Origin of the sequence: Vibrio sp. OPT20 (assembly GCF_963889365.1) — a bacterium.
Taxonomy (GTDB): Bacteria; Pseudomonadota; Gammaproteobacteria; order Enterobacterales; family Vibrionaceae; genus Vibrio; species Vibrio splendidus.
In genome coordinates, this window is sequence record NZ_CAWPOA010000041.1 from 54,328 (window position 1) to 77,931 (window position 23,604).

The 23,604-nt window shown below is 46.1% G+C and carries 18 protein-coding genes; 9 read left to right on the forward strand and 9 right to left on the reverse strand.

Annotation, left to right across the window (positions count from 1 at the left end; genetic code table 11):
* Nucleotides 1-101 precede the first annotated feature (101 nt).
* Nucleotides 102-422, reverse strand: a complete 321-nt coding sequence (gene metJ / locus AACR09_RS08805) for a met regulon transcriptional regulator MetJ (RefSeq protein ID WP_004729686.1) — start codon at nucleotides 420-422, stop codon at nucleotides 102-104.
* 208 nt (nucleotides 423-630) lie between these two features.
* On the opposite strand from metJ, the gene AACR09_RS08810 reads away from it, so the two are divergent.
* The 3 genes from AACR09_RS08810 to metF all read left to right on the forward strand — a co-directional run bounded on the left by AACR09_RS08810 (nucleotide 631) and on the right by metF (nucleotide 5,401).
* Nucleotides 631-1,812 (forward strand): O-succinylhomoserine (thiol)-lyase, encoded by a 1,182-nt coding sequence (locus tag AACR09_RS08810; protein WP_029222061.1) that lies wholly within the window; start codon nucleotides 631-633, stop codon nucleotides 1,810-1,812.
* Nucleotides 1,813-1,814: 2 nt separating this feature from the next.
* The gene (locus AACR09_RS08815; protein ID WP_017080191.1) at nucleotides 1,815-4,226 is read left to right on the forward strand and encodes a bifunctional aspartate kinase/homoserine dehydrogenase II; all 2,412 of its coding nucleotides are present in this window, start codon (nucleotides 1,815-1,817) and stop codon (nucleotides 4,224-4,226) included.
* Nucleotides 4,227-4,501: 275 nt separating this feature from the next.
* The gene (metF, locus tag AACR09_RS08820) at nucleotides 4,502-5,401 is read left to right on the forward strand and encodes a methylenetetrahydrofolate reductase (protein ID WP_004729683.1); all 900 of its coding nucleotides are present in this window, start codon (nucleotides 4,502-4,504) and stop codon (nucleotides 5,399-5,401) included.
* A 115-nt stretch (nucleotides 5,402-5,516) separates the two neighbouring features.
* Here the strand turns inward: metF and AACR09_RS08825 are convergent, their stop codons facing one another.
* From AACR09_RS08825 to argE, 3 genes are all read right to left on the reverse strand, one after another.
* Complete coding sequence (locus tag AACR09_RS08825) at nucleotides 5,517-6,056, reverse strand: PadR family transcriptional regulator (protein WP_004729682.1); 540 nt, start codon at nucleotides 6,054-6,056, stop codon at nucleotides 5,517-5,519.
* Between the two features lie 373 nt (nucleotides 6,057-6,429).
* Complete coding sequence (gene ppc, locus AACR09_RS08830; RefSeq protein WP_017077604.1) at nucleotides 6,430-9,066, reverse strand: phosphoenolpyruvate carboxylase; 2,637 nt, start codon at nucleotides 9,064-9,066, stop codon at nucleotides 6,430-6,432.
* 251 nt (nucleotides 9,067-9,317) lie between these two features.
* The gene (gene argE / locus AACR09_RS08835) at nucleotides 9,318-10,454 is read right to left on the reverse strand and encodes an acetylornithine deacetylase (RefSeq protein WP_009848891.1); all 1,137 of its coding nucleotides are present in this window, start codon (nucleotides 10,452-10,454) and stop codon (nucleotides 9,318-9,320) included.
* A 153-nt stretch (nucleotides 10,455-10,607) separates the two neighbouring features.
* Here argE and argC point away from each other — a divergent pair, with 153 nt between their 5' ends.
* The 4 genes from argC to argH all read left to right on the forward strand — a co-directional run bounded on the left by argC (nucleotide 10,608) and on the right by argH (nucleotide 15,961).
* Nucleotides 10,608-11,612 carry an N-acetyl-gamma-glutamyl-phosphate reductase gene (argC, locus tag AACR09_RS08840; RefSeq protein ID WP_017080192.1) on the forward strand — a complete coding sequence of 335 codons (1,005 nt, stop codon included), beginning with the start codon at nucleotides 10,608-10,610 and terminating at the stop codon, nucleotides 11,610-11,612.
* A gap of 12 nt (nucleotides 11,613-11,624) precedes the next feature.
* Nucleotides 11,625-12,413, forward strand: a complete 789-nt coding sequence (gene argB, locus AACR09_RS08845; protein WP_193834800.1) for an acetylglutamate kinase — start codon at nucleotides 11,625-11,627, stop codon at nucleotides 12,411-12,413.
* A gap of 113 nt (nucleotides 12,414-12,526) precedes the next feature.
* Nucleotides 12,527-13,738 carry an argininosuccinate synthase gene (locus AACR09_RS08850; RefSeq protein WP_009848894.1) on the forward strand — a complete coding sequence of 404 codons (1,212 nt, stop codon included), beginning with the start codon at nucleotides 12,527-12,529 and terminating at the stop codon, nucleotides 13,736-13,738.
* Nucleotides 13,739-14,086: 348 nt separating this feature from the next.
* The gene (gene argH / locus AACR09_RS08855) at nucleotides 14,087-15,961 is read left to right on the forward strand and encodes an argininosuccinate lyase (protein ID WP_004729676.1); all 1,875 of its coding nucleotides are present in this window, start codon (nucleotides 14,087-14,089) and stop codon (nucleotides 15,959-15,961) included.
* A 261-nt stretch (nucleotides 15,962-16,222) separates the two neighbouring features.
* Here the strand turns inward: argH and AACR09_RS08860 are convergent, their stop codons facing one another.
* The gene (locus tag AACR09_RS08860) at nucleotides 16,223-16,471 is read right to left on the reverse strand and encodes a DUF3624 domain-containing protein (protein WP_029235154.1); all 249 of its coding nucleotides are present in this window, start codon (nucleotides 16,469-16,471) and stop codon (nucleotides 16,223-16,225) included.
* Between the two features lie 87 nt (nucleotides 16,472-16,558).
* Between AACR09_RS08860 and AACR09_RS08865 the strand changes: the two genes are divergently transcribed.
* Entirely contained in the window at nucleotides 16,559-16,906 is a 348-nt protein-coding gene (locus AACR09_RS08865) for a RidA family protein (RefSeq protein WP_004729674.1), read from the forward strand.
* Between the two features lie 272 nt (nucleotides 16,907-17,178).
* Here the strand turns inward: AACR09_RS08865 and AACR09_RS08870 are convergent, their stop codons facing one another.
* The 3 genes from AACR09_RS08870 to AACR09_RS08880 all read right to left on the reverse strand — a co-directional run bounded on the left by AACR09_RS08870 (nucleotide 17,179) and on the right by AACR09_RS08880 (nucleotide 19,938).
* Nucleotides 17,179-18,645 (reverse strand): dihydrolipoyl dehydrogenase, encoded by a 1,467-nt coding sequence (locus AACR09_RS08870; RefSeq protein ID WP_065606445.1) that lies wholly within the window; start codon nucleotides 18,643-18,645, stop codon nucleotides 17,179-17,181.
* Between the two features lie 341 nt (nucleotides 18,646-18,986).
* Nucleotides 18,987-19,715 (reverse strand): glutathione peroxidase, encoded by a 729-nt coding sequence (locus AACR09_RS08875; protein ID WP_004729672.1) that lies wholly within the window; start codon nucleotides 19,713-19,715, stop codon nucleotides 18,987-18,989.
* A 43-nt stretch (nucleotides 19,716-19,758) separates the two neighbouring features.
* Nucleotides 19,759-19,938 carry a hypothetical protein gene (locus tag AACR09_RS08880; RefSeq protein ID WP_017080197.1) on the reverse strand — a complete coding sequence of 60 codons (180 nt, stop codon included), beginning with the start codon at nucleotides 19,936-19,938 and terminating at the stop codon, nucleotides 19,759-19,761.
* Here AACR09_RS08880 and oxyR point away from each other — a divergent pair.
* Nucleotides 19,937-20,830 (forward strand): DNA-binding transcriptional regulator OxyR, encoded by an 894-nt coding sequence (oxyR, locus tag AACR09_RS08885; protein ID WP_017080198.1) that lies wholly within the window; start codon nucleotides 19,937-19,939, stop codon nucleotides 20,828-20,830. The genes AACR09_RS08880 and oxyR overlap by 2 nt on opposite strands.
* A gap of 112 nt (nucleotides 20,831-20,942) precedes the next feature.
* On the opposite strand, the gene AACR09_RS08890 is transcribed toward oxyR, so the two are convergent.
* A complete protein-coding gene (locus AACR09_RS08890) occupies nucleotides 20,943-23,504 on the reverse strand; it encodes a penicillin-binding protein 1A (RefSeq protein ID WP_193834802.1) in 2,562 nt (853 codons plus the stop codon).
* Nucleotides 23,505-23,604: the final 100 nt, after the last annotated feature.

Below are 23,604 nucleotides of genomic sequence, written 5' to 3' on the forward strand. Positions count from 1 at the left end.
GTCTATCATTCACAGAGCAGCTACCGATAACGTAGTGGGTGATGTGACAAATAAGGTTCAGCTATAGCGAATCAATATTGAAGGCAGTGACTGAGTTGTTTTTATTCTTCGTCAAACGCTTCGAATTCGATACCCATCTCTGTCATCAGCTTTTTCACTTCAGTCGGGATGTCGTCTGGACGGTCTTTACGGAGATCTTCATCCGTTGGCAGTGGTTGGCCTGTGTACGCATGTAGAAAGGCTTCGCACAGTAGCTCACTGTTTGTTGCATGGCGTAGGTTATTAATCTGGCGGCGAGTGCGCTCGTCAGTAAGAACCTTTAACACTTTTAGAGGGATAGAAACTGTAATTTTTTTTACTTGTTCGCTTTTCTTTCCATGCTCAGCATATGGGCTTATGTATTCACCATTCCAGTCGGCCATTGCGTACCTTCATCACTTTAGTTGTTAGAATAAATTAATAGTGGTGATTTTAGCGGGATTTACTGCCATAAGCAAAGACATATAGACGTCCAGAAGTGTTGACGTCTCACATTTATGAAAGTAAAGTGAATAACATATATCTAACACAGCCGCAGAATGCCGACAAGCCGCTGTGATTCTCAGAAGCAAAACTTGTAAGGAAGCACCTATGAGCAGCCGGAAGCCAGCAACAATCGCAGTACGTACTGGTATCGAGTCAGACACGCAACACCATGCCGTTGTCCCACCTATTTATCTTTCGACTAACTATGGGTTTCCCGCTTTTGGTGAAGTGCCAAAGTACGATTACACCCGTTCTGGTAACCCAAACCGTGGTTTATTAGAAACGGCATTGTTTGAGCTTGAGTCTGGCAAAGGTGCTGTGGTGACTAACTGTGGCACTTCGGCACTTAACTTGTGGGTATCCGCTTTCTTAGGCGGTGATGATCTTATTATCGCACCACACGACTGCTACGGTGGTACTTACCGCCTGTTTAATACCCGCTCGTTAAAAGGTGACTTCAAAGTCTTGTTCGTTGATCAATCGGATCAAGCAGCGTTGGATGCGGCGATCGCGCTCAAGCCAAAGTTGATCTTAATAGAAACGCCATCGAACCCGTTAGTTCGTGTGGTTGATATTGCAGAGACTTGCCGTAAAGCGAAAGAGGTTGGTGCTCTGGTTGCTGTCGATAACACATTTTTGACGCCTGTGTTCCAAAAGCCTTTAGAGCTGGGTGCTGATTTTGTTATCCACTCAACCACCAAATACATCAACGGACACTCAGATGTTATTGGTGGCGTTGTCGTGACGAAAACTGAAGAGCACGCTGAAGAGCTTGCATGGTGGGGCAACTGTATTGGTGCGACCGGCACACCATTTGATAGTTACATGACTCTACGTGGTATTCGTACGCTAGGTGCGCGTATGCGTGTTCACGAAGAGAGTTCACGTGAAATTCTGACGGCGCTGCAACAACAAGATCTGGTGGGCACTATTTACCACCCAAGCCTTCCTGAACACCCGGGTCACGAGATCGCGAAGAAACAGCAGTTGGGCTTTGGTTCCATGTTGAGCTTTGAGTTTGCGGGCTCTTTTGAAGCACTTAAATATTTTGTAGATAAGTTAGAGCTATTTTCTTTGGCTGAATCACTGGGTGGGGTTGAAAGCCTGATTTGTCACCCTGCGTCGATGACTCACCGTGCGATGGGCGAAGAAGCATTGGCAGAAGCGGGTGTTTCTCAACAATTACTGCGCCTTTCTGTTGGCCTTGAAGATGCGGAAGACCTAATCGACGATCTCAAGCAAGCGTTTGAAAAAACACAACGCTTTATTGCTGAAGGGGAGGTTTAATAATGGCAACCTTTCGCCAGCTACATAAATTTGGTGGCAGCAGTTTAGCGAACCCTGAGTGTTACCAACGCGTGGTCAACATTCTTAGAGAATATTCATCAGCGACGGATTTGGTGGTGGTATCGGCCGCAGGCAAAACAACCAACCGCTTAATTGAGTTTGTCGAAGCGCTCGACAAAGATGGTCGTATTGCTCATGAATGCCTGCAAACCCTTCGTCAGTTTCAACTTGAACTGATTGAGGCTCTGCTTGAAGGTGAAGCTGCCTCGCAACTAACGGCAACCATTCAACAAGAATTTACCGCTTTGGGTGAGCTTACAGCTCCCTTGAGTGAAGCACAAAAAGCACAAGTACTGGGTCATGGTGAGGTTTGGTCTTCACGTTTGTTGGCGACGTTGTTGTGCCAGCATGACTTACAAGCAGTTGCTCAAGATGCGCGTGCCTTTTTACGTGCAGAAGCGGGTGCTCAACCTGAAGTTGACCGCGCACGCTCTTATCCTCTGATTAAAGAAGCCTTGGCGCAGCATGCACATTGCCGCGTGGTAATTACTGGCTTTATGGCTCAGAACTGCGAAGGCGAAACGGTGCTGCTTGGTCGTAACGGTTCGGATTACTCAGCAACCGTGATTGGTGCTCTGGCTGAAGTTGAACGCGTGACAATCTGGAGTGATGTGGCGGGCGTATACAGCGCAGACCCTCGTTTGGTTTCGGATGCGTGCTTATTGCCTCTGCTTCGCCTTGATGAAGCGAGTGAACTCGCTCGTCTTGCGGCTCCAGTGCTACACAGCCGAACGCTACAGCCTGTCGCTCAAAGTGCTATGGACTTAAGCTTGCGCTGCAGCTACCAGCCGGAGGCGGGCTCTACACAGATAGAGCGAGTACTGGCATCGGGGCGTGGTGCAAAAATCATTACTTCTTTGGATGAAGTGCTTATCGTGCAACTGACTTTTGGTCACGGCCATGATTTCGACCGTCTGGAGAGTGAAGTCCTTGAAGGGCTTAAGCGTGCTCAATTAGAGCCGCTTGCTTATGAATTAGAACCCGATCAACACTGCTTGCGCCTTGCTTACACGGAAGAGATCGCTGGTGGTGCATTAGAATATCTACAAGACCACGCGATTGAAGCTGAGATTAAACTGAAAGAAGGTTTTTCTCTGATTGCTGCTGTGGGGGCGGGTGTGACTAAGAACCCGAACCATTGCTACGGTTTCTACCAGCAGCTCAAGAGCTCGCCAGTGGAGTTCATCTCAGAAGCGAACTCAGGCTTAAGCTTGGTAGCCGTGATTCGTAAGAGTGAAACATCAAGCCTAGTGAAAGGTATTCACTCTCAACTGTTCCAAGCGCAGAAGCGTGTTGCGATTGCTTTGTGTGGTAAGGGCAACATTGGTTCAAGCTGGTTAAGCCTGTTTGCTGAGCAAAAAGCGGAACTTGAAAAGCGTCGTGGAATGAACTTTGAATTGGTTGCGGTGGTTGATAGCCAAACCTATTGGTTCGACGATCAAGGCATTGATGCGACTTCAGTTGGTAAACGTTTTGATGATGAAGCGATTGCCAACAATGGTAACGACTGGCTAGAGCGTTTAGGTTCTATTCAGGGTTACGATGAAGCAGTAGTACTCGATGTCACCGCAAGCCCAGTGCTTGCTGCAAAGTACCTGCAAATTGCACAACAAGGTATCCACCTGATCTCGGCTAACAAGGTGGCAGGATCTGCATCGAGCGAGTATTACCATCAGGTACAAGATGCTTTTGCTAAGATCAGCCGTCACTGGCTGTACAACGCGACAGTAGGTGCTGGTTTACCTATCAACCACACTGTGCGAGACCTGCGTGAGAGCGGTGACGATATCATTGCGCTGTCTGGTATTTTCTCTGGCACTTTATCTTGGTTGTTTCAACAGTTTGATGGCACGGTGCCATTCAGCGAGCTGGTTGATTTAGCGTGGCAACAAGGCCTGACGGAACCGGACCCGCGTGCTGACCTTGATGGCTCAGATGTCATGCGTAAGCTGGTGATTCTGGCGCGTGAATCGGGTTTGGATATCGAACCTGAAAACGTAAAAGTCGAATCGCTCGTACCTGCAGAGCTGCAAGAGCTATCGGTGGATGACTTCTTCGATAAAGCTTCTGTTCTAAGCGAAGAGTTGGCTGAGCGTTTGGAAAAAGCGCACTCTCAACAGAAAGTTCTACGTTACGTAGCGCGTTTGGAGAAGAACGGTAAGGCAACCGTAGGCGTTGAAGCACTGTCTAAAGAGCACGCTCTGGCGAACTTACTGCCCTGTGATAATATCTTTGCGATTGAGAGCAAATGGTACAAAGATAATCCATTGGTGATCCGTGGCCCAGGTGCAGGGCGTGAAGTAACAGCTGGTGCAATTCAATCTGACCTAAACAGAATGTCTAGCCTGTTTTGATTTTCAGATCGGTTGGTTTAGTGTCTAAATAGCATACTATTCACTAAGATAAATAAGGCTGAAAGCACGATGTGTTTGTCAGCCTTTTTTCTACATTATTTCTGCTTTGCGACCCATCTAACGACTTGAGTTTTACTCACGATCTACTTGAGAAAAATTCATAATGGATCTGTTGACATTAAATCGTATTCAATACATTCTACAGACATATAGACGTCTAAACGTCGTTTAAGGATTTGAGTTTTAGTGGTTGCTTTTGCCACAGGGAGAGTAAGATGGGATACACACACGCTAGTCATATCGACGCTTTAAATCAGAATATCGCTGAGCTTTCTGACAACATCAATGTGTCATTTGAGTTTTTTCCACCAAGCAGTGAGAAGATGGAAGAGACCTTGTGGAACTCTGTTCACCGTCTTAAAACACTTCAACCAAAATTTGTATCGGTAACTTACGGTGCAAACTCGGGTGAACGTGACCGTACCCACTCAATCATTAAAGAAATTAAGAACCAAACGGGTCTAGTGGCAGCACCACATCTCACATGTATTGATGCGAGCCGCGAAGAGTTGATTCAAATTGCCGACGACTACTGGGCAAATGGTATTGAAAGCATTGTTGCGTTGCGTGGTGACATCCCAGCAGGCGGCGGTGCGCCAGAGATGTACGCATCTGATCTAGTCGAGCTACTTAAATCTCGCCACGATTTTGATATCTCAGTAGCGGCATTCCCTGAGGTTCACCCTGAAGCAAAAAGCGCTCAATCTGATCTTATTAACCTAAAGCGTAAAGTAGATGCGGGTGCTAACCGTGCCATCACTCAGTTCTTCTTCGATGTAGAAAGCTACCTACGCTTTCGTGACCGTTGTGTAGCGGCTGGTGTGGATGTTGAGATTGTTCCAGGCATCTTACCTGTTTCTAACTTCAAGCAAGCGTCTCGCTTTGCTGCGATGAATAACGTAAAAGTACCGGGCTGGATGGCGAAGCAATTCGAAGGCTTGGATGATGATCCAACGACTCGCCAGTTAGTCGGTGCGAGCCAAGCGATCGATATGGTTCGTACGCTGAGCCGTGAAGGTGTGAAAGACTTCCACTTCTACACGCTAAACCGTGCAGAAATGACCTACGCACTTTGCCATACTCTAGGTGTTCGCCCACAAGTTGCTGCGCTGTAATTAAGCTTCAGCCTTGTTAAAGCGCTATTTGCTGTAAATCTCAAATCCGATAGATACAAAAAAGGCTTGGACTCTAAGAGTTCAAGCCTTTTGCTTTTCTAGCGTCTAACTTAACTTAAGCAAGAGCACCAAGTTCAAGCAGTACTTCGTCCGCCCAAACAATCCATGCTTCACGGATAAGTAGGTTACGACGAAGCGTTAAACGCTCTAGGCGTGCTTGCTTGTCTAGTGTAGATGGCGTTGCGTAGTAAGCTGCTTCGATTTCTTTGTAGTGAGAAACCAGTTTGCGAGACTCTTCAACTAGCTCAGCAAGTTGTACACGGTAAGCGTCAGCAGGTTGTACAGCACAAGCCATTAGCTTAGCTGAGAACTCGTCACGAACGGTTGGGTGTGCAGTTGGTTGTTCAAACCATTCACCTAGCGCGCCACGGCCTGCGTCAGTGATAGAGTAAACTTTACGATCAGGTTTGCCTTCTTGAGGCTCAAGCACGCAAGTTACCTGGTCGTTCTGAGCCATTTTATTTAGCTCGCGGTAAACTTGTTGGTGGCTAGCTTTCCAGAAGTAACCAATGCTTGAAGAGAATTCTTTTGTGATATCGTAACCAGTAGCATCGCGTGTACTTAAAACGGTTAGAATTACGTGTGGTAATGACATGTCTGAAATCCAAATGGTAAACAGTAAACAAATACTTAGACAACAAGTGTGCTTCTAATGGCACGTTATATTGGTTATGTCTAAGTAGCACCAACTCGGCGGTTGGTTATGTCACCTTACAAAGCCGTTTATCACCTAGGTTGACCAGTTTATAGGTCAAGTTGCTGCAGATTATTTTTTTGGAGTGTTTCCGCAGCGGAGCAGTAGTATATCTAAATAATAAGCATAAAGTAGAATACATGGACAAAATAACCCAAAAAACTGACAAAATACTTACTAGTGGTTATCTGGCAAAATAAAAAGGCCGCACATGGCGACCTTTTGTTCTTTTTGTAGATGTAAATGCTGTTCAGGTTATAGTAGGAATCACTAATTAACCAGTATTTCGCATACCTGCTGCAATACCTGCAATCGTCACCATTAGTGCTTCTTCTAGCTCTGCTGGTGGTGTTTCACACTTACGAGTACGGTAAAGCAGTTCCGCTTGAAGCATGTTTAGTGGCTCAACGTAGATGTTGCGAAGGCGAATCGATTCAAGTCCCCAAGGGTCACTCTGCATCAGGTTTTCGTTGTTCTCTACATTTAGTACCGCTTTGATGTCTTTTTGCAGCTGTTCACGCAGTAACTCACCTAACGGCAGTAGTTCTTTATCAACAAGGCGTTGGTCGTAGTACTTCGCAATCTCCATGTTGCACTTCGAGTACACCATTTCCAACATTCCTAGACGAGTAGAGAAGAATGGCCATTCACGGCACATCTCTTCAAGTAGCGCTTGATGGCCTTGATCGACTGAGTATTGGATTGCTTCACCTGCACCTAACCAAGCTGGAAGTACCAAACGGTTTTGGCTCCAAGAGAAGATCCATGGAATCGCACGTAGGCTTTCTACGCCACCGTTCGGGTTACGTTTTGCTGGGCGAGAACCGAGTGGCAGTTTGCCGAGCTCTAGCTCTGGTGTCGCTTGACGGAAGTAAGGTACAAATTTCTCTTCGCCACGAACCACGTTGCGGTAAGCCTCACAAGAAACTTGAGAAAGCACTTCCATTAGGTCGCGCCACTCTTGTTTTGGCTCTGGTGGCGGCAGAAGGTTCGCTTCTAGAATCGCACTTGCGTAAAGGTTGAAGCTGTTTACAGCAACATCTGGTAAGCCAAGCTTAAAGCGGATCATTTCGCCTTGCTCAGTTACACGTAAGCCGCCTTTCAAGCTCTTCGGTGGCTGAGAAAGAAGAGCAGCGTGCGCCGGAGCACCACCACGGCCAACTGTACCGCCACGACCGTGGAATAAAGTCAGCTCAATGCCTTCTTCTTCACAAACCTTAACCAGCTTGTCCATTGCGTCGTATTGCGCCCAACCTGCAGACATTACGCCGGCATCTTTTGCTGAGTCAGAGTATCCGATCATCACCATTTGGTGGTTCTGGATAAAGCCACGGTACAAATCGATGCTCATTAGCTGTTTCATTACTGCTTCTGAGTTGTTCAAGTCGTCCAGCGTTTCGAACAATGGACATACGTCCATGCGGTACGGGCAACCACATTCTTGCAGCAGCAAGTGAACAGCCAGCACATCCGATGCTGTACGAGCCATAGAAATTACGTAAGCACCAAAGGCTTCGCGAGGTTGAGCAGCAACGACCTTACAGGTGTCTAAAACCTCTTTGACCTGTTCAGATGGCTCCCAGTCGCGCGGTAGCAGTGGGCGTTTTGAGCTTAATTCATTGGTTAAGAAAGCAATCTTGTCTTGCTCGCTCCACTGGTCGTAATCGCCAATGCCTAGGTAGCGAGTCAGTTCAGATAGGACATCTGAGTGACGTGTACTTTCTTGACGAACATCGAGACGAACTAAATGCACACCGAATGCTTTTAGGCGACGTAGGGTATCAAGCAGAGAACCATCCGCGATTACGCCCATGCCACATTCGTGCAGCGATTGGTAACACGCGTAAAGTGGTGTCCAAAGTTGGTCGATGTTCTGCAGTGTTTCTTTCTTCGGTACTTCAGCATCATGCAGTTTTGCGTCAAGCACTTCTAGCGTGTTGTTCAGCAGAGTGCGTAGGCTCTTAAGGATTGCACGGTAAGCTTCGTGCTCATCGCCAGCCAATTCACGAACGGCATCATTACACTTCGTCATCGACAGTTCGGTAATCAGCTCGTTCACGTCACCTAGGTACAGATCAGCGGCTTTCCAGCGAGATAGGCGCAGTACTTCTTTGGTGATGGTGTGCGTTACGAATGGGTTACCATCGCGGTCGCCACCCATCCAAGATGAGAAGTGAACTGGGCGTGCATCGATTGGTAGGCCTTCACCAAGGTAACCTTTTAGTCGGCCATCCATATCACGTAGGAAATCAGGCACGGCTTCCCATAGAGAGTTTTCTACAACCGCAAAGCCCCACTTAGCTTCATCAAGTGGTGTTGGGCGTTGCTGACGAATCACATCAGAGTGCCAACCTTGAGCGATAAGCTGCTCTAGGCGACGTTCTGTTTTCACGCGTTCTTTGTGTGATAGGTCGCTTAATTCTAATTTAGACAGACACTCGTTGATCTTAACCAGCTTGTTGATCATGGTTCGACGAGTGATTTCTGTTGGGTGAGCGGTCAAAACGAGTTCAATGTTCAGGTCGCGAACGGCTTGAGCCGCGTCTAGCTTGCTGATGTCATTTTGATTTAGTTTAGAAAATAGAGATTGCAGCACGTCTGGTTCGCAAACATGCTCCTCACAGTGGCGAGAGATGGTGTGGTATTGCTCTGCCATGTTGGTGAGGTTGAGAAATTGGTTAAATGCACGAGCAACAGGAGTGAGTTGTTCGTTCGGCAGGTTTTTGATTTCTTCAACTAGGCTGTCACGGTCAGCTTTGTTGCCTGCGCGGGCGGATTTGGAAAGTTTACGGATAGTCTCCACTTTCTCTAAGATAACGTCACCATGTGCATCTTGGATTGTGTTACCTAGCAAGCGTCCCAGCATGCTTACGTTACTCTTGAGAGCGGCGTATTTCTCGTTCATTGTCATCCTGCCTCGTAAAAAAATTACATCCATTGTTCCTTGTTAAGTACACAATCTAGCGAAAAGTGCTGTATCTAGTCAAATAAAGCATTCTAAGTTTGCAATTATTAGGTTTAAAAATGCGGGAGAAGTAAATTTTTCAAAACTTAGAGAAAAAGTGAAATTTAATTACAAGATCAGGCTGTGTCAGGGATAACAGAATAAAAGCCACCTTTTTGGATGGCTTATATACGAAAATATTGGAAGGGAAGTAATAACTAGAAACAATATTTACGGATCGATTTACTCAGAACATCAATTGTTGGGTCAATAAAATCGAAGCTTAAGAACTCATCCGGTTGGTGAGCTTGGTCAATTGAGCCTGGACCTAACACTAAAGTTGGGCATAACTCTTGAAGGAAAGGTGCTTCAGTACAGTAGTTCACGGTTTGAGATTCAGTTTCACACACCGATTCCATGCCACCGATAAATGGGTGATCGTGTTGACACTCGTAACCCGGAATAGGTTCGTGCAGTGGAGTAATCTCAATTCTGCCCGGCCATTTTGCTTCTACTTCTTTAAGCGCGCTGCGCAGCATGTTATCCAAGCCATCTAAGCTGATACCGGGCAAAGGACGAACGTCATAGTGTAGTTCACAGCAGCCACAGATACGGTTAGCGCTGTCGCCACCGTGAATATGACCAAGGTTTAGCGTCGGGCTTGGAATTGCAAAACCCGGGTGATGGTACTCCTTGACTAGCTTGTCACGCAGCTGCATTAAAGCAAACAGCACTTCATGCATGATCTCGATGGCGTTGACGCCTAAAGCTGGATCTGAAGAGTGGCCTGACTTACCCGTGACTCGAACAGCATTAGCGACATGGCCTTTATGACCACGAATCGGCACTAGGCTGGTTGGCTCACCAATGATGCAGTAATCCGGTTTAAACGGCGCATTTTCAGTGAAATGACGTGCACCCAACATAGTGGTTTCTTCGTCACAGGTTGCTAATACATAGAGCGGCTTGGTCTGTTTGCTCCAATCCATCTTCTTCGCGGCTTCATAAACGAAAGCGAAAAAGCCTTTCATATCGGCGGTGCCTAATCCGTAGAAGCGGTTGTTGTGTTCTGTTAGTGCGTGAGGATCGAAATTCCAACGTCCTTCATCGAATGGCACCGTATCGCTGTGTCCTGCAAGCAATAAGCCCCCTTCGCCAGAACCCATCTTTGCGACCATATTATGCTTGCCGGGTTCGACCTCTACCACCTCAACACTAAAGCCTACGTCTTTAAACCATTGAGCCATTTTTTCGATCACTTTCTCGTTGCCATGATCCCAGCTTGGATCGGTGGAGCTAATGGAGTCGGTGGAAATTAGGCCTTTATAGACCTCAAGAAAACTCGGTAATTGCATAATAACTTCACTTCTACTATTGACAGGAAAACCATAAGTCGGTAAAACACATATTAAATCATATTTAATGCATAAGAAATCAAATAAAGCTAAAAATTAAGTATGAATAGTCAAATTTGAAATGTAACTTACCTCAAGAATGGATGTGTTGAGATGTTGAAAACCACGATCATTGGCGCAAGCGGCTACACAGGAGCAGAACTGGCTCTAATGATAAACAGACACCCTGAGCTCACGCTATCAGGTTTATATGTCTCAGCCAATAGTGTAGACGCAGGCAAACCTATCGCTGCACTGCACGGTAAGTTAGCTGGCCTGATTGATATGCCAGTGCAACCTTTAACAAGTCCGGAAGAAGTGGCTAAACAGTCTGATGTGATTTTCTTAGCCACTGCACACGAGGTAAGTCACGACCTAGCGCCAATCTTCCTTGAGAACGATTGCCAAGTGTTCGACCTATCGGGTGCATTCAGAGTTAAAGGCGAAAACTTCTATCAAGAGTTTTACGGTTTTGAACATCAACACGAACAATGGCTAGACAAAGCTGCTTACGGTTTAGCTGAATGGAATGAGCAAGAAATCAAAGAGGCTCAGCTTGTTGCAGTCGCGGGTTGTTACCCAACCGCATCACAACTGGCGATTAAGCCTTTGGTTGAAGCGAAGTTACTGGATGAGAATCAATGGCCGGTGATTAACGCGACCAGTGGTGTCACTGGAGCAGGCCGCAAGGCGAGTATGGTCAACAGCTTCTGCGAAGTAAGCCTGCAAGCTTATGGTGTATTCAACCACCGTCATCAACCTGAAATGGCTGCACATCTAGGATGTGATGTCATTTTCACCCCGCACCTAGGCAACTTTAAGCGTGGCATTTTAGCGACCATTACCATGAAACTGGCTGACGGTGTGACAGAACAACAGATACAAGAGGCCTTCGAGCAAGCTTATCAAGGTAAACCAGCCGTGAGATTACTCGAAGAGACATTGCCAAGAATTCAAGATGTAGAGCAAACACCTTTCTGCGATTTAGGCTGGAAGGTACAAGGTCAGCACATCATCGTTGTTTCAGCGATTGATAACTTATTAAAGGGTGCATCTAGTCAAGCGATGCAGTGTTTGAATTTACGTTATGGTTTTGCACCATTAACTGCGTTAGTGTAAGGAAATCTAGATATGAGCCTTAATAATCAACCATTAATCATAAAGTTAGGTGGCGCTGCGCTATCTTGTGGTGAAACACTTAGCAAGTTATTTGGTGCTATCTCTGCTTACCAACAACAGGCACAACGACCAATCGTGATTGTTCACGGCGGTGGTTACCTTGTTGATGATTTGATGAATAAGTTGAACCTTGAAACGGTTAAGAAAGAAGGGCTACGTGTTACTCCTTATGATCAGATTCCTTTGATCGCTGGTGCGCTAGCGGGCACGGCCAACAAATTGCTTCAAGGTCAGGCGATTAAAGACGGCATCAATGCCGTTGGTTTGAGCCTAGCAGACGGTGGTCTATGTAAAGTCAGCGAGCTGAGCCCTGAATTGGGTGCAGTAGGTAAAGCGGAGCCGGGCGACTCAACCGTCCTGCAAGCCATTCTTAATGCTGGCGCACTGCCAATCATTAGCTCGATTGGTTTGACTGAGCAAGGCCAACTGATGAACGTCAATGCAGACCAAGCTGCTGTAGCTGTAGCTGGCGCGCTTGATGCTGAACTGGTACTGCTTTCTGATGTCAGTGGTGTATTGGATGGTAAAGGCCACCTGATTCCAAGCCTTAATCAGCAACAAGCCGATGACCTTATTAAAGGTAAAGTGATTACCGATGGCATGATCGTGAAAGTACAAGCTGCACTAGAAGCGGCTAATGACCTAGGACGACCAATTGAAGTTGCAACCTGGCGATACCCAGACAAGCTGACACAACTTTTTGCAGGTAAGAGCATAGGAACACAGTTTTTACCTCAGTAGACCTCACTACGAGTGACTACTAAAGAATTTAGATAAACAGATTAAACATATAATTATTAAAGTGATTTCCAACGCTGACCGCCATGTGCAGTATGGAAACTAGGAGAAAGAAAATGAGCAAAGTTAACGTAAAGAAAGTTGTAGTAGCCTACTCTGGCGGTCTAGACACATCAGTAATCATCCCATGGTTGAAAGAGAACTATGACTGCGAAGTTATCGCATTTGTTGCTGATGTAGGCCAAGGCGATGAAGAGCTGATTGGAATCGAAGAGAAAGCAAAAGCTTCTGGTGCGTCTGAGTGTTACATCGCTGACCTTAAAGAAGAGATGGTGGCAGATTACATCTACCCAACGCTTAAAACAGGTGCTTACTACGAAGGTAAATACTTGTTAGGTACTTCAATGGCTCGTCCAATCATTGCGAAAGCTCAGGTTGAAGTTGCACGTAAAGTAGGTGCAGACGCTCTATGTCACGGTTGTACAGGTAAGGGTAATGACCAAGTTCGTTTTGAAGGTGCATTTGCTGCACTAGCACCAGACCTACACGTAATTGCACCTTGGCGTGAATGGGATCTAGTGAGCCGTGAAGAGTGTCTAGATTACCTCGCAGAGCGTAACATCCCTTGTACGGCTTCTCTTACCAAGATTTACTCGCGTGATGCAAACGCATGGCATATCTCTACAGAAGGTGGTGTTCTAGAAAACACATGGAACGCCCCTGATGAAGATTGCTGGGCTTGGACTGTAGACCCAGAGCAAGCGCCAAACGAATCTGAAACAGTGACGCTTAAAGTTGAAAAAGGTGAAGTGGTAGCGGTTGATGGCGAAACAATGACGCCATACAACGCGCTGGTTTACCTAAACGAGAAGGGTGCTAAACACGGTGTTGGTCGTATCGATATCGTAGAGAACCGTCTTGTTGGTATGAAGTCTCGTGGTTGTTACGAAACTCCAGGTGGCACAATCATGATGGAAGCACTACGTGCAGTAGAGCAATTGGTTCTTGATAAAGCGGCATTCGAATTCCGTGAAGAGCTGGGTGTTAAAGCTTCTCACCTTGTATACGATGGCCGTTGGTTCACTCCGCTATGTAAGTCAATTCTTGCAGCAACAGATGAGCTAGCACAAGACGTGAATGGTGAAGTGGTTATCAAACTTTACAAAGGCCATGCAACCGTGACTCAGAAGCGTTCTGACAACAGCCTGTACTCAGAAGAGTTTGCAACCTTTGGTGAAGATGAAGTTTACGACCAAAGCCACGCTGAAGGCTTCATCCGTCTTTACTCGCTATCAAGCCGTATCCGTGCTCTGAATAGCCAAAAGTAATCCGAACAATGAGTTAGTGAGCTAGCCTTTAGCGAAAGGTTGAAGGCCAGTAAACAGACATTATTATGCAAAGCCCATTTACTATTGATTAGTGAGTGGGCTTTTTGCTTTCTGTTTGTTTAATAAATCAGCTTCGGTTTTTACTGTCGAATGGCATATAATTCGCGCTCCACGCTGAAAATAATCAATGGAATGAACTCATGGTGAATAAATATGTGAAAATAATGAATTAATACTTTATTTTCATTTTGAATTGCCGTAAGTTTAAACCATCAGAAAAATACTGAATCTTAATCAGAATTATCATTTGCAAAAAACAGTGAGCACTGTGCAATTAGGAGATACACAATGGCATTATGGGGCGGTAGATTTACCCAAGCAGCAGACACCCGGTTCAAAGATTTTAACGATTCTCTTCGTTTTGATTACCGATTGGCTGAGCAAGACATTGTGGGCTCTATTGCCTGGTCAAAGGCTCTACAATCGGTCAATGTTCTAACAGAAGAAGAACAGCAAAGACTAGAGCTTGCACTGAACGAGCTAAAACTCGAGGTGATGGAAGATCCTGAACAGATCTTACGTTCTGATGCAGAAGATATTCACAGCTGGGTTGAGCAGCAACTTATCGGCAAAGTCGGTGATTTGGGCAAAAAACTGCATACTGGCCGTTCTCGTAATGACCAAGTAGCGACCGACCTTAAACTATGGTGTCGTCAACAAGGCAACCAACTGCTACTCGCGCTTGACCGTCTGCAAAGCCAAATGGTGAATGTTGCTTCTCAGCATCAAGAAACCGTGCTTCCTGGCTACACTCACTTGCAACGTGCTCAGCCGGTAACTTTTGCTCACTGGTGCTTGGCTTACGTTGAAATGCTTGAGCGTGATTACTCGCGTTTGAATGATGCGATTAAGCGTCTAGATACATGTCCGCTGGGTTCTGGTGCCCTTGCAGGAACTGCTTACCCGATGGACCGTGAAGAGTTAGCTCACAACTTAGGTTTCCGTCGTGCAACGCGCAACTCTCTAGATTCAGTTTCTGACCGTGATCATGTGATGGAGCTGATGTCGATCGCTTCTATTTCAATGCTTCACCTTTCACGTCTTGCAGAAGATATGATTTTCTACAACTCAGGTGAATCGAACTTCATCGAGTTAGCGGATACCGTGACGTCAGGTTCATCTCTGATGCCACAGAAGAAAAACCCGGATGCGCTCGAACTTATCCGTGGCAAAACTGGCCGTGTTTATGGTTCATTAGCCGCAATGATGATGACAGTGAAAGCCCTGCCTTTGGCGTACAACAAAGATATGCAAGAAGATAAAGAAGGTCTGTTCGACGCTTTAGACACTTGGAATGATTGTATGGAAATGGCTGCTCTTTGTTTTGACGGCATTAAAGTGAACGGCGAACGTACACTTGAAGCAGCGAAACAAGGCTACGCGAACTCAACTGAATTGGCTGATTACCTAGTAGCGAAAGGTATTCCTTTCCGTGAAGCTCACCATATTGTTGGTGTGACGGTAGTGGCGGCGATTGCTAAAGGCTGTGCATTAGAAGAGTTAACCATCGCAGAGATGAAAGAGTTCTCTGAGGTAATTGAAGAGGATGTGTATGACATCCTGACCATTGAATCGTGTCTTGAAAAACGTAGCGCGCTAGGCGGCGTATCACCACAGCAAGTGGCTTACGCGGTTGACCAAGCTGAGAAGCGTTTATCACAGCGTGACACTTCCATCGTGAAGGTTCGTCCTGCTCGTCTGACGGATATTGAAGCGTTGGAAGGCATGGTGGCCTACTGGGCGAACATGGGTGAAAACCTACCTCGTTCTCGTAATGAACTGGTGCGTGATATTGGCTCGTTTGCTGTTGCAGAACATCATGGTGAGGTGACCGGTTGTGCCTCACTCTATGTGTATGATTCTGGTTTAGCGGAAATTCGCTCGCTCGGTGTTGAGGCTGGGTGGCAAGGTCAAGGGCAGGGTACCGCGATTGTGCAGCACTTGGTTGATAAAGCACGACAAATGGCCATTAAGAAGGTGTTTGTGCTGACTCGTACTCCAGAGTTCTTTATGAAGCATGACTTCTTACCGACATCAAAATCTCTGCTGCCAGAGAAGGTGCTGAAAGATTGTGATCAGTGCCCTCGTCAACACGCGTGTGATGAAGTGGCCTTGGAAGTGAACTTGGTAGAGCAGATCATCGCTAAGGTTAATGTTGCATAAAGCATTGATTTTATAGCCCCTAAAAAAAAGATCAAAAAATTGATCTTTTTTGGGAACAAATTAAGAAAAGTCCGGTCTATTAAAGTACCACTGCTTTTTCTTAGAATTTTCTAAGAAAGCCCTAGAATCGATTGGTTCTGGGGCTTTTTTCTATCTGTTGTTTGGGAAATGATGATGGCTTGCTAAGTCGGGTCATTTTATTGGGTATCTAGCCTTTATCGCTTATCTAGTCTTTATCACTTATCTAGCAACGTCTCTCTGTTAACGCTTTTTGTTCCTTAAAGGCAGCACGACAAACTTCATTATCCAATGTAACGACAGCAAGCCACTGAATGCGAAAGCGGCCATCATCAACGCGATGGCATTGATGGTTTTTGGGTCTTCTTTGAAAAACAACCACCATGCTCCCCAACTTAAAATCGACAACACCATCAGCTGATTCATGCAGCGCTGGCAGCGGCCGAGTTTGTTACGGATTTTTTCACTTTTATTGCAATGAATGCATGTCATCTTAGGTTTGATTCGCGTTATGCTTGTTGCCTTGATAATAACACGTCACAAGATATTGGATCACGGTGACACAGAGAGAGAAAGTCGATGATTGAGCGCCAAGAAACCAAACAACGCATGAGCCGTATTGTTAAACACAACGGCACTATCTACCTATGTGGCCAAGTGTGTGCTGATGCAACCAAAGACATCACTGAGCAAACACAAACGATGCTGGATAAAGTGGAAGCCCTACTTGAGCAAGCGGGTAGCGACAAAGAACACATGCTGTCAGCAACGATTTACTTGAAAGACATGAAAGACTTCCAAGAAATGAACGCAGTTTGGGATGCATGGGTTCCAGAAGGTCACGCTCCAGCTCGCGCATGTGTGACGGGCGATATGGCTCGCGAAGCGCTACTTGTTGAGATCTCTGTGATTGCTGCTGAGAAGTAATCGCTAAGCCTTTAGTGACAAGTAATGGCTTCAAGAGATTCCAGATACCTCGTTCCTCGGTTCTGGAATGACGGTTAAGTTTTGGTTTAACTGATGCGTCACTTTGGTCTGCTTCAGCTTAGGTGGGTTTTGAAAATCACCGTCATTCCCGAAAGCGACGAAGGAGCGTAATCAGGAATCTATAATTTGCTCGTGGCCAAAAACAAAAAGGAAAGCCAATGGCTTTCCTTTTTAGTATCTAGCGTTTGCTCATTGCTAACGATAGCCTGAGATTAACAACCAGGGCCACAATCTAGACAGTGTTTCACCATCTCTGGACCAAGGTGCAGTTTCGCGTTGAGGTCACGTAGCGCTGTTCGTACACCTTCTTCAATTACTGGGTGGTAAAACGGCATATCTAACATTTCAGAAACCGTCATCTTTTTCTGGTGTGCCCATGCGAGTAAGTGAGCCAAATGTTCTGCGTTTGGTCCCATCATCTCAGCACCAAGGAAACGGCCTGTACCTTGCTCGCCGTAAACGTGCAGAATACCTTTGTTGCGTAGCATCACTCGTGAACGACCTTGGTTCTCGAAAGACACTTCACCCGTTGCGAAACAACCACATGTGCCTAAGCGGGTTATGATCTCTTTGTATGTTTCACCTACCATCGCGATTTGTGGGTCAGAGAATACCGCAGAGATTTTAGAGCGGCGTAAGCCTGCGCGAATTTCAGGGAAGCGACCTGCATTATCCCCCGCAATACGTGCTTGGTCTGCTGCTTCATGTAGCAGAGGCAGTTGGTTGCTTGCATCTCCGGCAATAAATACCGATGGTAACGATGTTTGTAGCGTGTAGTGGTCGGCGATTGGCACACCACGTTCATCAAGTTCTAGAGAGGTATTCTCTAGGCCAAGCTTATCAGTGTTAGGACGACGGCCTGTTGCTGCCAGTACGTATTCAACGACGTTAGTTTCTAGTTCACCTTGCTTATTGATGAACTGGATTTCGACGCGAGCTTCACCCGATTCAGTGGTAATGCGCTTCATGCTTTCGATTTTTACGTCAGCATCTAGGTAGAACTCTTCATTGAACGCTTTATCTGCGTAAGCCATTATCTCTGGGTCGGTCACTGGGCCAACTTGACCACCCAAACCGAACAGTTTGGTCTTCACACCTAAGCGATGCAGTGACTGACCAAGCTCTAGGCCAATAACGCCCGGGCCGAATACCGCTACCGACTCTGGTAAATCATCCCAGCTGAACACGTCATCGTTAATGATTAGGCGGTCACCAAGCTCATTCCAAACTGCAGGGTATGCAGGGCGAGAACCGGTCGCGATAACAATACGCTTAGCGGTGACAACCGTGTGGTCATCGATTTGTAGCGTGTTGTCGTCTAAGAACTTTGCGTAGCCAGAGATCTTGTCTTGCTCTGGAATTTCATCAACACCTTCTAAAACAAAACCAACAAAACGGTCACGCTCAAACTTCACTCGGTCCATCACTTCACGGCCGTTAATCACGATATCACCTTGTGGGTGAACGCCAAAAGCCGGAGCTTTCTCGATGTGATGCACACTTTCTGCAGCTGCAATAAGCAGTTTAGATGGCATACAACCAACACGAGCACAGGTTGTACCGTAAGGGCCGCCTTCAATCATCACGACACTGTCAGTGTGTGCTTTTGCAGCGCGGTAAGAACCTAGACCTGCTGTACCGCCCCCGATAACTGCTACATCTACATTGACTTGTTTCATAATAATTTTCTCGCAATGGCTAAATTTAGTGTGAACGAACCCCTCCAACTCTGGTGATTTTTTGAGAGTCAGGATTGTGGGTCAGTTTTGTGATTCTGTTTTATTAGGTTTAGCTTGTGATTCAGCTTTTTGTTACTCACTGCTTTTTGTTACTCACTGCTTTTTGTTACTAACTATAGGTTAGTTAAAAGTTGGCGAGTCAGAAGCTGTATCTTTTTCCAAAGTTCAGATAAGAGTGGTTTGGAATAGCTAACCCACAAGAGGGTGGGTTAGCGGGTATTACTAAGCTATTTAATTACTTAGGTTATTTAATTGCTAAGCGTTTATTAGCGACTAAGTGATTAACCTAGGAAAGTTTCTAGTTCTTCGCTACCACCGATGTGTTTGCCACCGATGAATACTTGAGGAACGGTAGTGCGACCAGAGATTGCACGTAGGCTTACTGTTGTTGCGTCTTTACCTAGAACCACTTCTTCGTAGTTTAGACCTTTGTCGATTAGGTTCTGTTTCGCTTTCATACAGAAAGGACAGCCTGGCTTAGTGAATACTGTGATTGACTCTTGCTCTTTGTGTTCAGGAGCAAGGTAGTTAAGCATAGTATCAGCATCAGAAACCTTGAACGGGTCGCCTGGTACGTCTTCTTCGATGAACATTTTTTCTACCACGCCGTTTTTAACCAGCATGCTGTAGCGCCATGAACGTTTGCCAAAGCCGATGTCGTTTTTCTCAACTAGCATACCCATGCCGTCTGTGAAGTCACCGTTGCCATCTGGGATGAATGTGATTTTTTCAGCTTCTTGGTCTGCTTTCCATGCGTTCATTACGAACGTGTCGTTTACAGAAACACAAAGGATGTCATCAACGCCGTTTTCTTTGAATACAGAGTGTAGCTCGTTGTAACGAGGTAGGTGGCTTGAAGAACATGTTGGTGTAAACGCACCTGGTAGGCTGAATACGATAACTGTCTTGTCTTTGAATAGCTCTTCCGTCGTTACGTTAACCCATGCATCACCTTGGCGAGTTGGGAATGTTACTTGAGGGATTGATTGACCTTCTTTAGATGCAAACATATTGATTTCCTTAAATAGTATTTTAATTTTGTTCTATCAAAGCTTAACGTTTTTCTTTGCTCTGTTTCGTTTCGTTGAGCCCATTATTAGATAAATCCTTTGATAGCTCTAATCGTTTGATGTTATGGTTTTGATAGGTAAATTCTATCAAGAGCATTTTTCTTTTAAATGTTTCTATTAAAACCCTTGTTCTTATTAAAACCTGAGGTAAGAGACTGAGCATGAACATTCGTGACTTTGAATACTTGGTGGCGCTCGCTGAGCACAAACATTTTCGAAAAGCAGCAGAAGCGTGCTTTGTAAGTCAGCCGACATTGAGCGGTCAAATACGCAAACTGGAAGATGAAATTGGACTTCAGTTAACCGAGCGTAGCCCAAGGAAGGTAATATTTACAGAATCAGGTTTACAACTTGTTGAGCAAGCCAAGCGCATCCTCAACGAGGTAAAGACGTTTAAAGATATGGCAAGTGGACACGGTGAAGCGATGACGGGGCCGATGCACATTGGTTTTATCCCGACCGTTGGCCCGTACATTTTGCCTAAGATCATTCCTTATCTAAAAGAGAGTTTCCCCGATCTTGAGCTTTACCTGCACGAAGCGCAGACACATCAGTTAGTGAGCCAGTTAGAAGATGGCAAGCTTGATTGCTTGGTGCTGGCTGCGGTAGATGAAACGGCGGCGTTCAAAGAGATTGATGTCTATGACGAGCCATTAAGCGTTGCCGTACCGTGTGACCATGAATGGGCACAGCAGGACGCTGTCGATATGCTGCAGTTAAATGGACAAACCGTACTTGCACTGGGCGATGGTCATTGCTTACGTGACCAAGCCTTGGGCTTCTGTTTTGCTGCGGGTGCAAAAGATGATGAACGCTTTAAAGCGACCAGCTTAGAAACGCTGCGTAACATGGTAGCGGCAGGGGCGGGCATTACCTTGTTACCTCAGTTATCGGTTCCAAAAGAAAAACAGAAAGATGGCGTGTGTTACGTGCCAGCGGTGAATCCAACACCTTCACGTCGCATTGTTGTTGCCTACCGACCGGGCTCTCCGCTAAAGGGGCGTTTTGAGCAACTGGCTGAGGCTATCCGAACTCAATTGGAAAAAACGGCTTAGTACTCGAGTTTAGAGTGGAGTTCGTTCAGGTGTAGATATAAAAAAAGGGTTGATATGAATTCATATCAACCCTTTTTTGTTGGTTCATCTTACTAGGTTCAACAAACCCTAGTTAGAACAGCTCTTCTACTGCTTCGCCTGATGAGGTTGAGTAGATGTCGTCATTGAAACGTTCAGTGATGTATTCGGTTGGCTCTGTGCCTTTCTCGAAGTACTCGAACATCGATGAGCTATCGAACTTGTTAGTCAGTAAGCCAGTTTCACGGTCGATACGAACACGAACGATGTTCTCCGGAATCTCTTTACGTTGTGCAGGAACGCCCGCTAACGCTGTACCCATGAAGTCAACCCATGCAGGCTCTGCCGTTTTAGCGCCCGCTTCGGCACCGGTAATCTGGCTCTTGCCAAGGTTAGAGTTCGCTTTAGTTCGACCTAGGTTACGGTTGTGGTTATCAAAACCAACCCATACCGTTGCCACCATGCCAGGGCCGTAGCCGCTGTACCATGTATCTTTCGAGTCATTGGTTGTACCGGTTTTACCGCCAATGTCACGACGCTTCAACGGCTGCGCTCGCCAACCTGTACCATTCCAACCTGTGCCAGCACTCCAGTCACCGCCGCCCCAGATGTTGCTGTACATCATTTCACGAACAAGGAATGCGTTCTGTTCAGAGATAACTTGAGGTGCGTATTGTACTTTGGCATCAACGTCTTGCTCTGCAAATTCATCCGCCATTGGGTCTGCAGTCATTGGCTGTTGGCAATCGTCTTTACACACCACTTTCGGTGTCGCTTCAAATTCAGTCTCACCATATGGTGTTTCAATGCGGCTGATGTAGAAAGGTTCAACGTAGTAGCCGCCATTAGCGAATACTGAATAACCTTGTGCTACTTTCATTGGCGTTAAGCTACCCGCACCTAGAGCAATGGTTTCAGAGCGCGGTACTTCGTCAATATCAAAACCAAAACGAGTTAGGTAATTACGAGTATCATCTAAACCAACTTCACGCAGCACACGCACAGCCATTACGTTTTTAGATTGAGCTAAGCCAATACGTAAACGCGTAGGACCCACGTAGGTCGGTGGTGAGTTCTTTGGTCGCCATGCGGTACCTTGGCTCTTATCCCATTGATTGATAGGCGCATCGTTGATCAGTGATGCTAACGTTAAGCCTTTATCAATCGCCGCTGAGTAGATAAATGGTTTGATACCAGAACCCACCTGACGAATAGATTGCGTCGCACGGTTGAATTTGTTGTGAACAAAGTTAAAGCCACCCACCATCGACAATACCGCGCCGTTGTTCGGGTTCATTGCAACAAAAGCAGTGTTCGCATTGGGTACTTGGCTTAGTCGCCATTCAACAGGTGTTTCTGACTTCGCCTCTGCTGACTCTTCTGTCGGTTCTTCAGATACTTCGTCTCCTGTAATTGCTTCATGGCGAACCCAAACTTGTTCACCAACAGCAAGAATCTCTTTCGCTTGAGAAGGGGCTGGTCCTTGGCGATTATCCGTTAGGAATTTACGCGCCCAGTTCATGCCTTGCCACTCAATAGTGCCTTCACCTTGGTTTTTAACCCAAACTTGAGCGCTTTTCGAATCAACCGCGGTAACAACCGCAGGGACTAAGTCACCATAGGTTGGTTGAGACTTAAGGTGTTTAACGATTTGTTCCTGATCCCAAGCTGATTGAGCCGTCTGCCACAATACTTTTTCTGCACCACGGTAGCCGTGACGCTCATCGTAGCCAAGTAGGTTCTTAATCGCCGCTTGGTTCGCTGCTTTTTGCAGTTTCGAATCAACGGTCGTGTAAACCTTCATACCTGATGTGTAAGCGGCTTCGCCATAGCGTTCAACCATCCACGCACGTGCTACTTCAGCAACATACGGCGCGCTCAGTTCAATCTCTGCACCGTGATATTTCGATATCAATGTCTCGCTACGAGCTTCATCGAACTCTGCTTGAGTGATGTATTTCTCGTCTAACATACGACGTAATACCACGTTACGACGGTGAGTCGCGCGTTCAATCGAATAGATAGGGTTCATCGTGGACGGTGCTTTTGGCATACCCGCCAGCGTAGCAATTTCACTCAGGGTGAGCTCAGGGAGATCCTTTCCGAAATAAACACGCGCAGCCGCGCCAAAACCGTACGAGCGGTGACCAAGGAAGATCTTATTTACATAAAGCTCCATGATCTCTTCTTTGCTAAGCAGTTGCTCGATATGGATCGCAATGAAGATCTCTTTGATCTTACGCATGATCTTTTTCTCATTAGATAAGAAGAAGTTACGCGCAAGCTGCTGAGTAATGGTACTCGCCCCTTGTTTGGCTGAACCCGACATTGCAACGACGAGCGCTGCACGGGTGATACCGATTGGGTCAATACCTGGGTGTTCGTAAAAACGGCTATCTTCGGTGGCAATCAGAGCTTCAACTAAGTGGCGAGGAATCTCGTCATAAGTCACTGGGTTGCGACGCTTTTCGCCAAATTGAGAGATCAACTTACCGTCTTGACTGAAGACTTGCATTGGCGTTTGGAGCTTCACGTCACGCAAAGTGGCAACATCAGGCAACTCTGGTTTTACGTAATAATAAAACCCAAAAATTGTACTGACTCCAAGAATCATGCAAATCAATGTAAATATGAATAATCGCTTTATGAACTTCACCGGATAATCCCTGATTAGTTAAGGCTGATAAGCAGCAAACCCTTGTACTCTAGGCTAAAAACTTAGCTTTCGTTTATTAACGCTTATTTAACTAATAATC

Bases quoted from the DNA above. Each gene is read 5' to 3' on its own strand.
- metJ (WP_004729686.1), bottom strand. From the start codon at position 422: ATGGCCGACTGGAATGGTGAATACATAAGCCCATATGCTGAGCATGGA.
- AACR09_RS08810 (WP_029222061.1), top strand. From the start codon at position 631: ATGAGCAGCCGGAAGCCAGCAACAATCGCAGTACGTACTGGTATCGAG.
- AACR09_RS08815 (WP_017080191.1), top strand. From the start codon at position 1,815: ATGGCAACCTTTCGCCAGCTACATAAATTTGGTGGCAGCAGTTTAGCG.
- metF (WP_004729683.1), top strand. From the start codon at position 4,502: ATGGGATACACACACGCTAGTCATATCGACGCTTTAAATCAGAATATC.
- AACR09_RS08825 (WP_004729682.1), bottom strand. From the start codon at position 6,056: ATGTCATTACCACACGTAATTCTAACCGTTTTAAGTACACGCGATGCT.
- ppc (WP_017077604.1), bottom strand. From the start codon at position 9,066: ATGACAATGAACGAGAAATACGCCGCTCTCAAGAGTAACGTAAGCATG.
- argE (WP_009848891.1), bottom strand. From the start codon at position 10,454: ATGCAATTACCGAGTTTTCTTGAGGTCTATAAAGGCCTAATTTCCACC.
- argC (WP_017080192.1), top strand. From the start codon at position 10,608: ATGTTGAAAACCACGATCATTGGCGCAAGCGGCTACACAGGAGCAGAA.
- argB (WP_193834800.1), top strand. From the start codon at position 11,625: ATGAGCCTTAATAATCAACCATTAATCATAAAGTTAGGTGGCGCTGCG.
- AACR09_RS08850 (WP_009848894.1), top strand. From the start codon at position 12,527: ATGAGCAAAGTTAACGTAAAGAAAGTTGTAGTAGCCTACTCTGGCGGT.
- argH (WP_004729676.1), top strand. From the start codon at position 14,087: ATGGCATTATGGGGCGGTAGATTTACCCAAGCAGCAGACACCCGGTTC.
- AACR09_RS08860 (WP_029235154.1), bottom strand. From the start codon at position 16,471: ATGACATGCATTCATTGCAATAAAAGTGAAAAAATCCGTAACAAACTC.
- AACR09_RS08865 (WP_004729674.1), top strand. From the start codon at position 16,559: ATGATTGAGCGCCAAGAAACCAAACAACGCATGAGCCGTATTGTTAAA.
- AACR09_RS08870 (WP_065606445.1), bottom strand. From the start codon at position 18,645: ATGAAACAAGTCAATGTAGATGTAGCAGTTATCGGGGGCGGTACAGCA.
- AACR09_RS08875 (WP_004729672.1), bottom strand. From the start codon at position 19,715: ATGTTTGCATCTAAAGAAGGTCAATCAATCCCTCAAGTAACATTCCCA.
- oxyR (WP_017080198.1), top strand. From the start codon at position 19,937: ATGAACATTCGTGACTTTGAATACTTGGTGGCGCTCGCTGAGCACAAA.
- AACR09_RS08880 (WP_017080197.1), bottom strand. From the start codon at position 19,938: ATGCTCAGTCTCTTACCTCAGGTTTTAATAAGAACAAGGGTTTTAATA.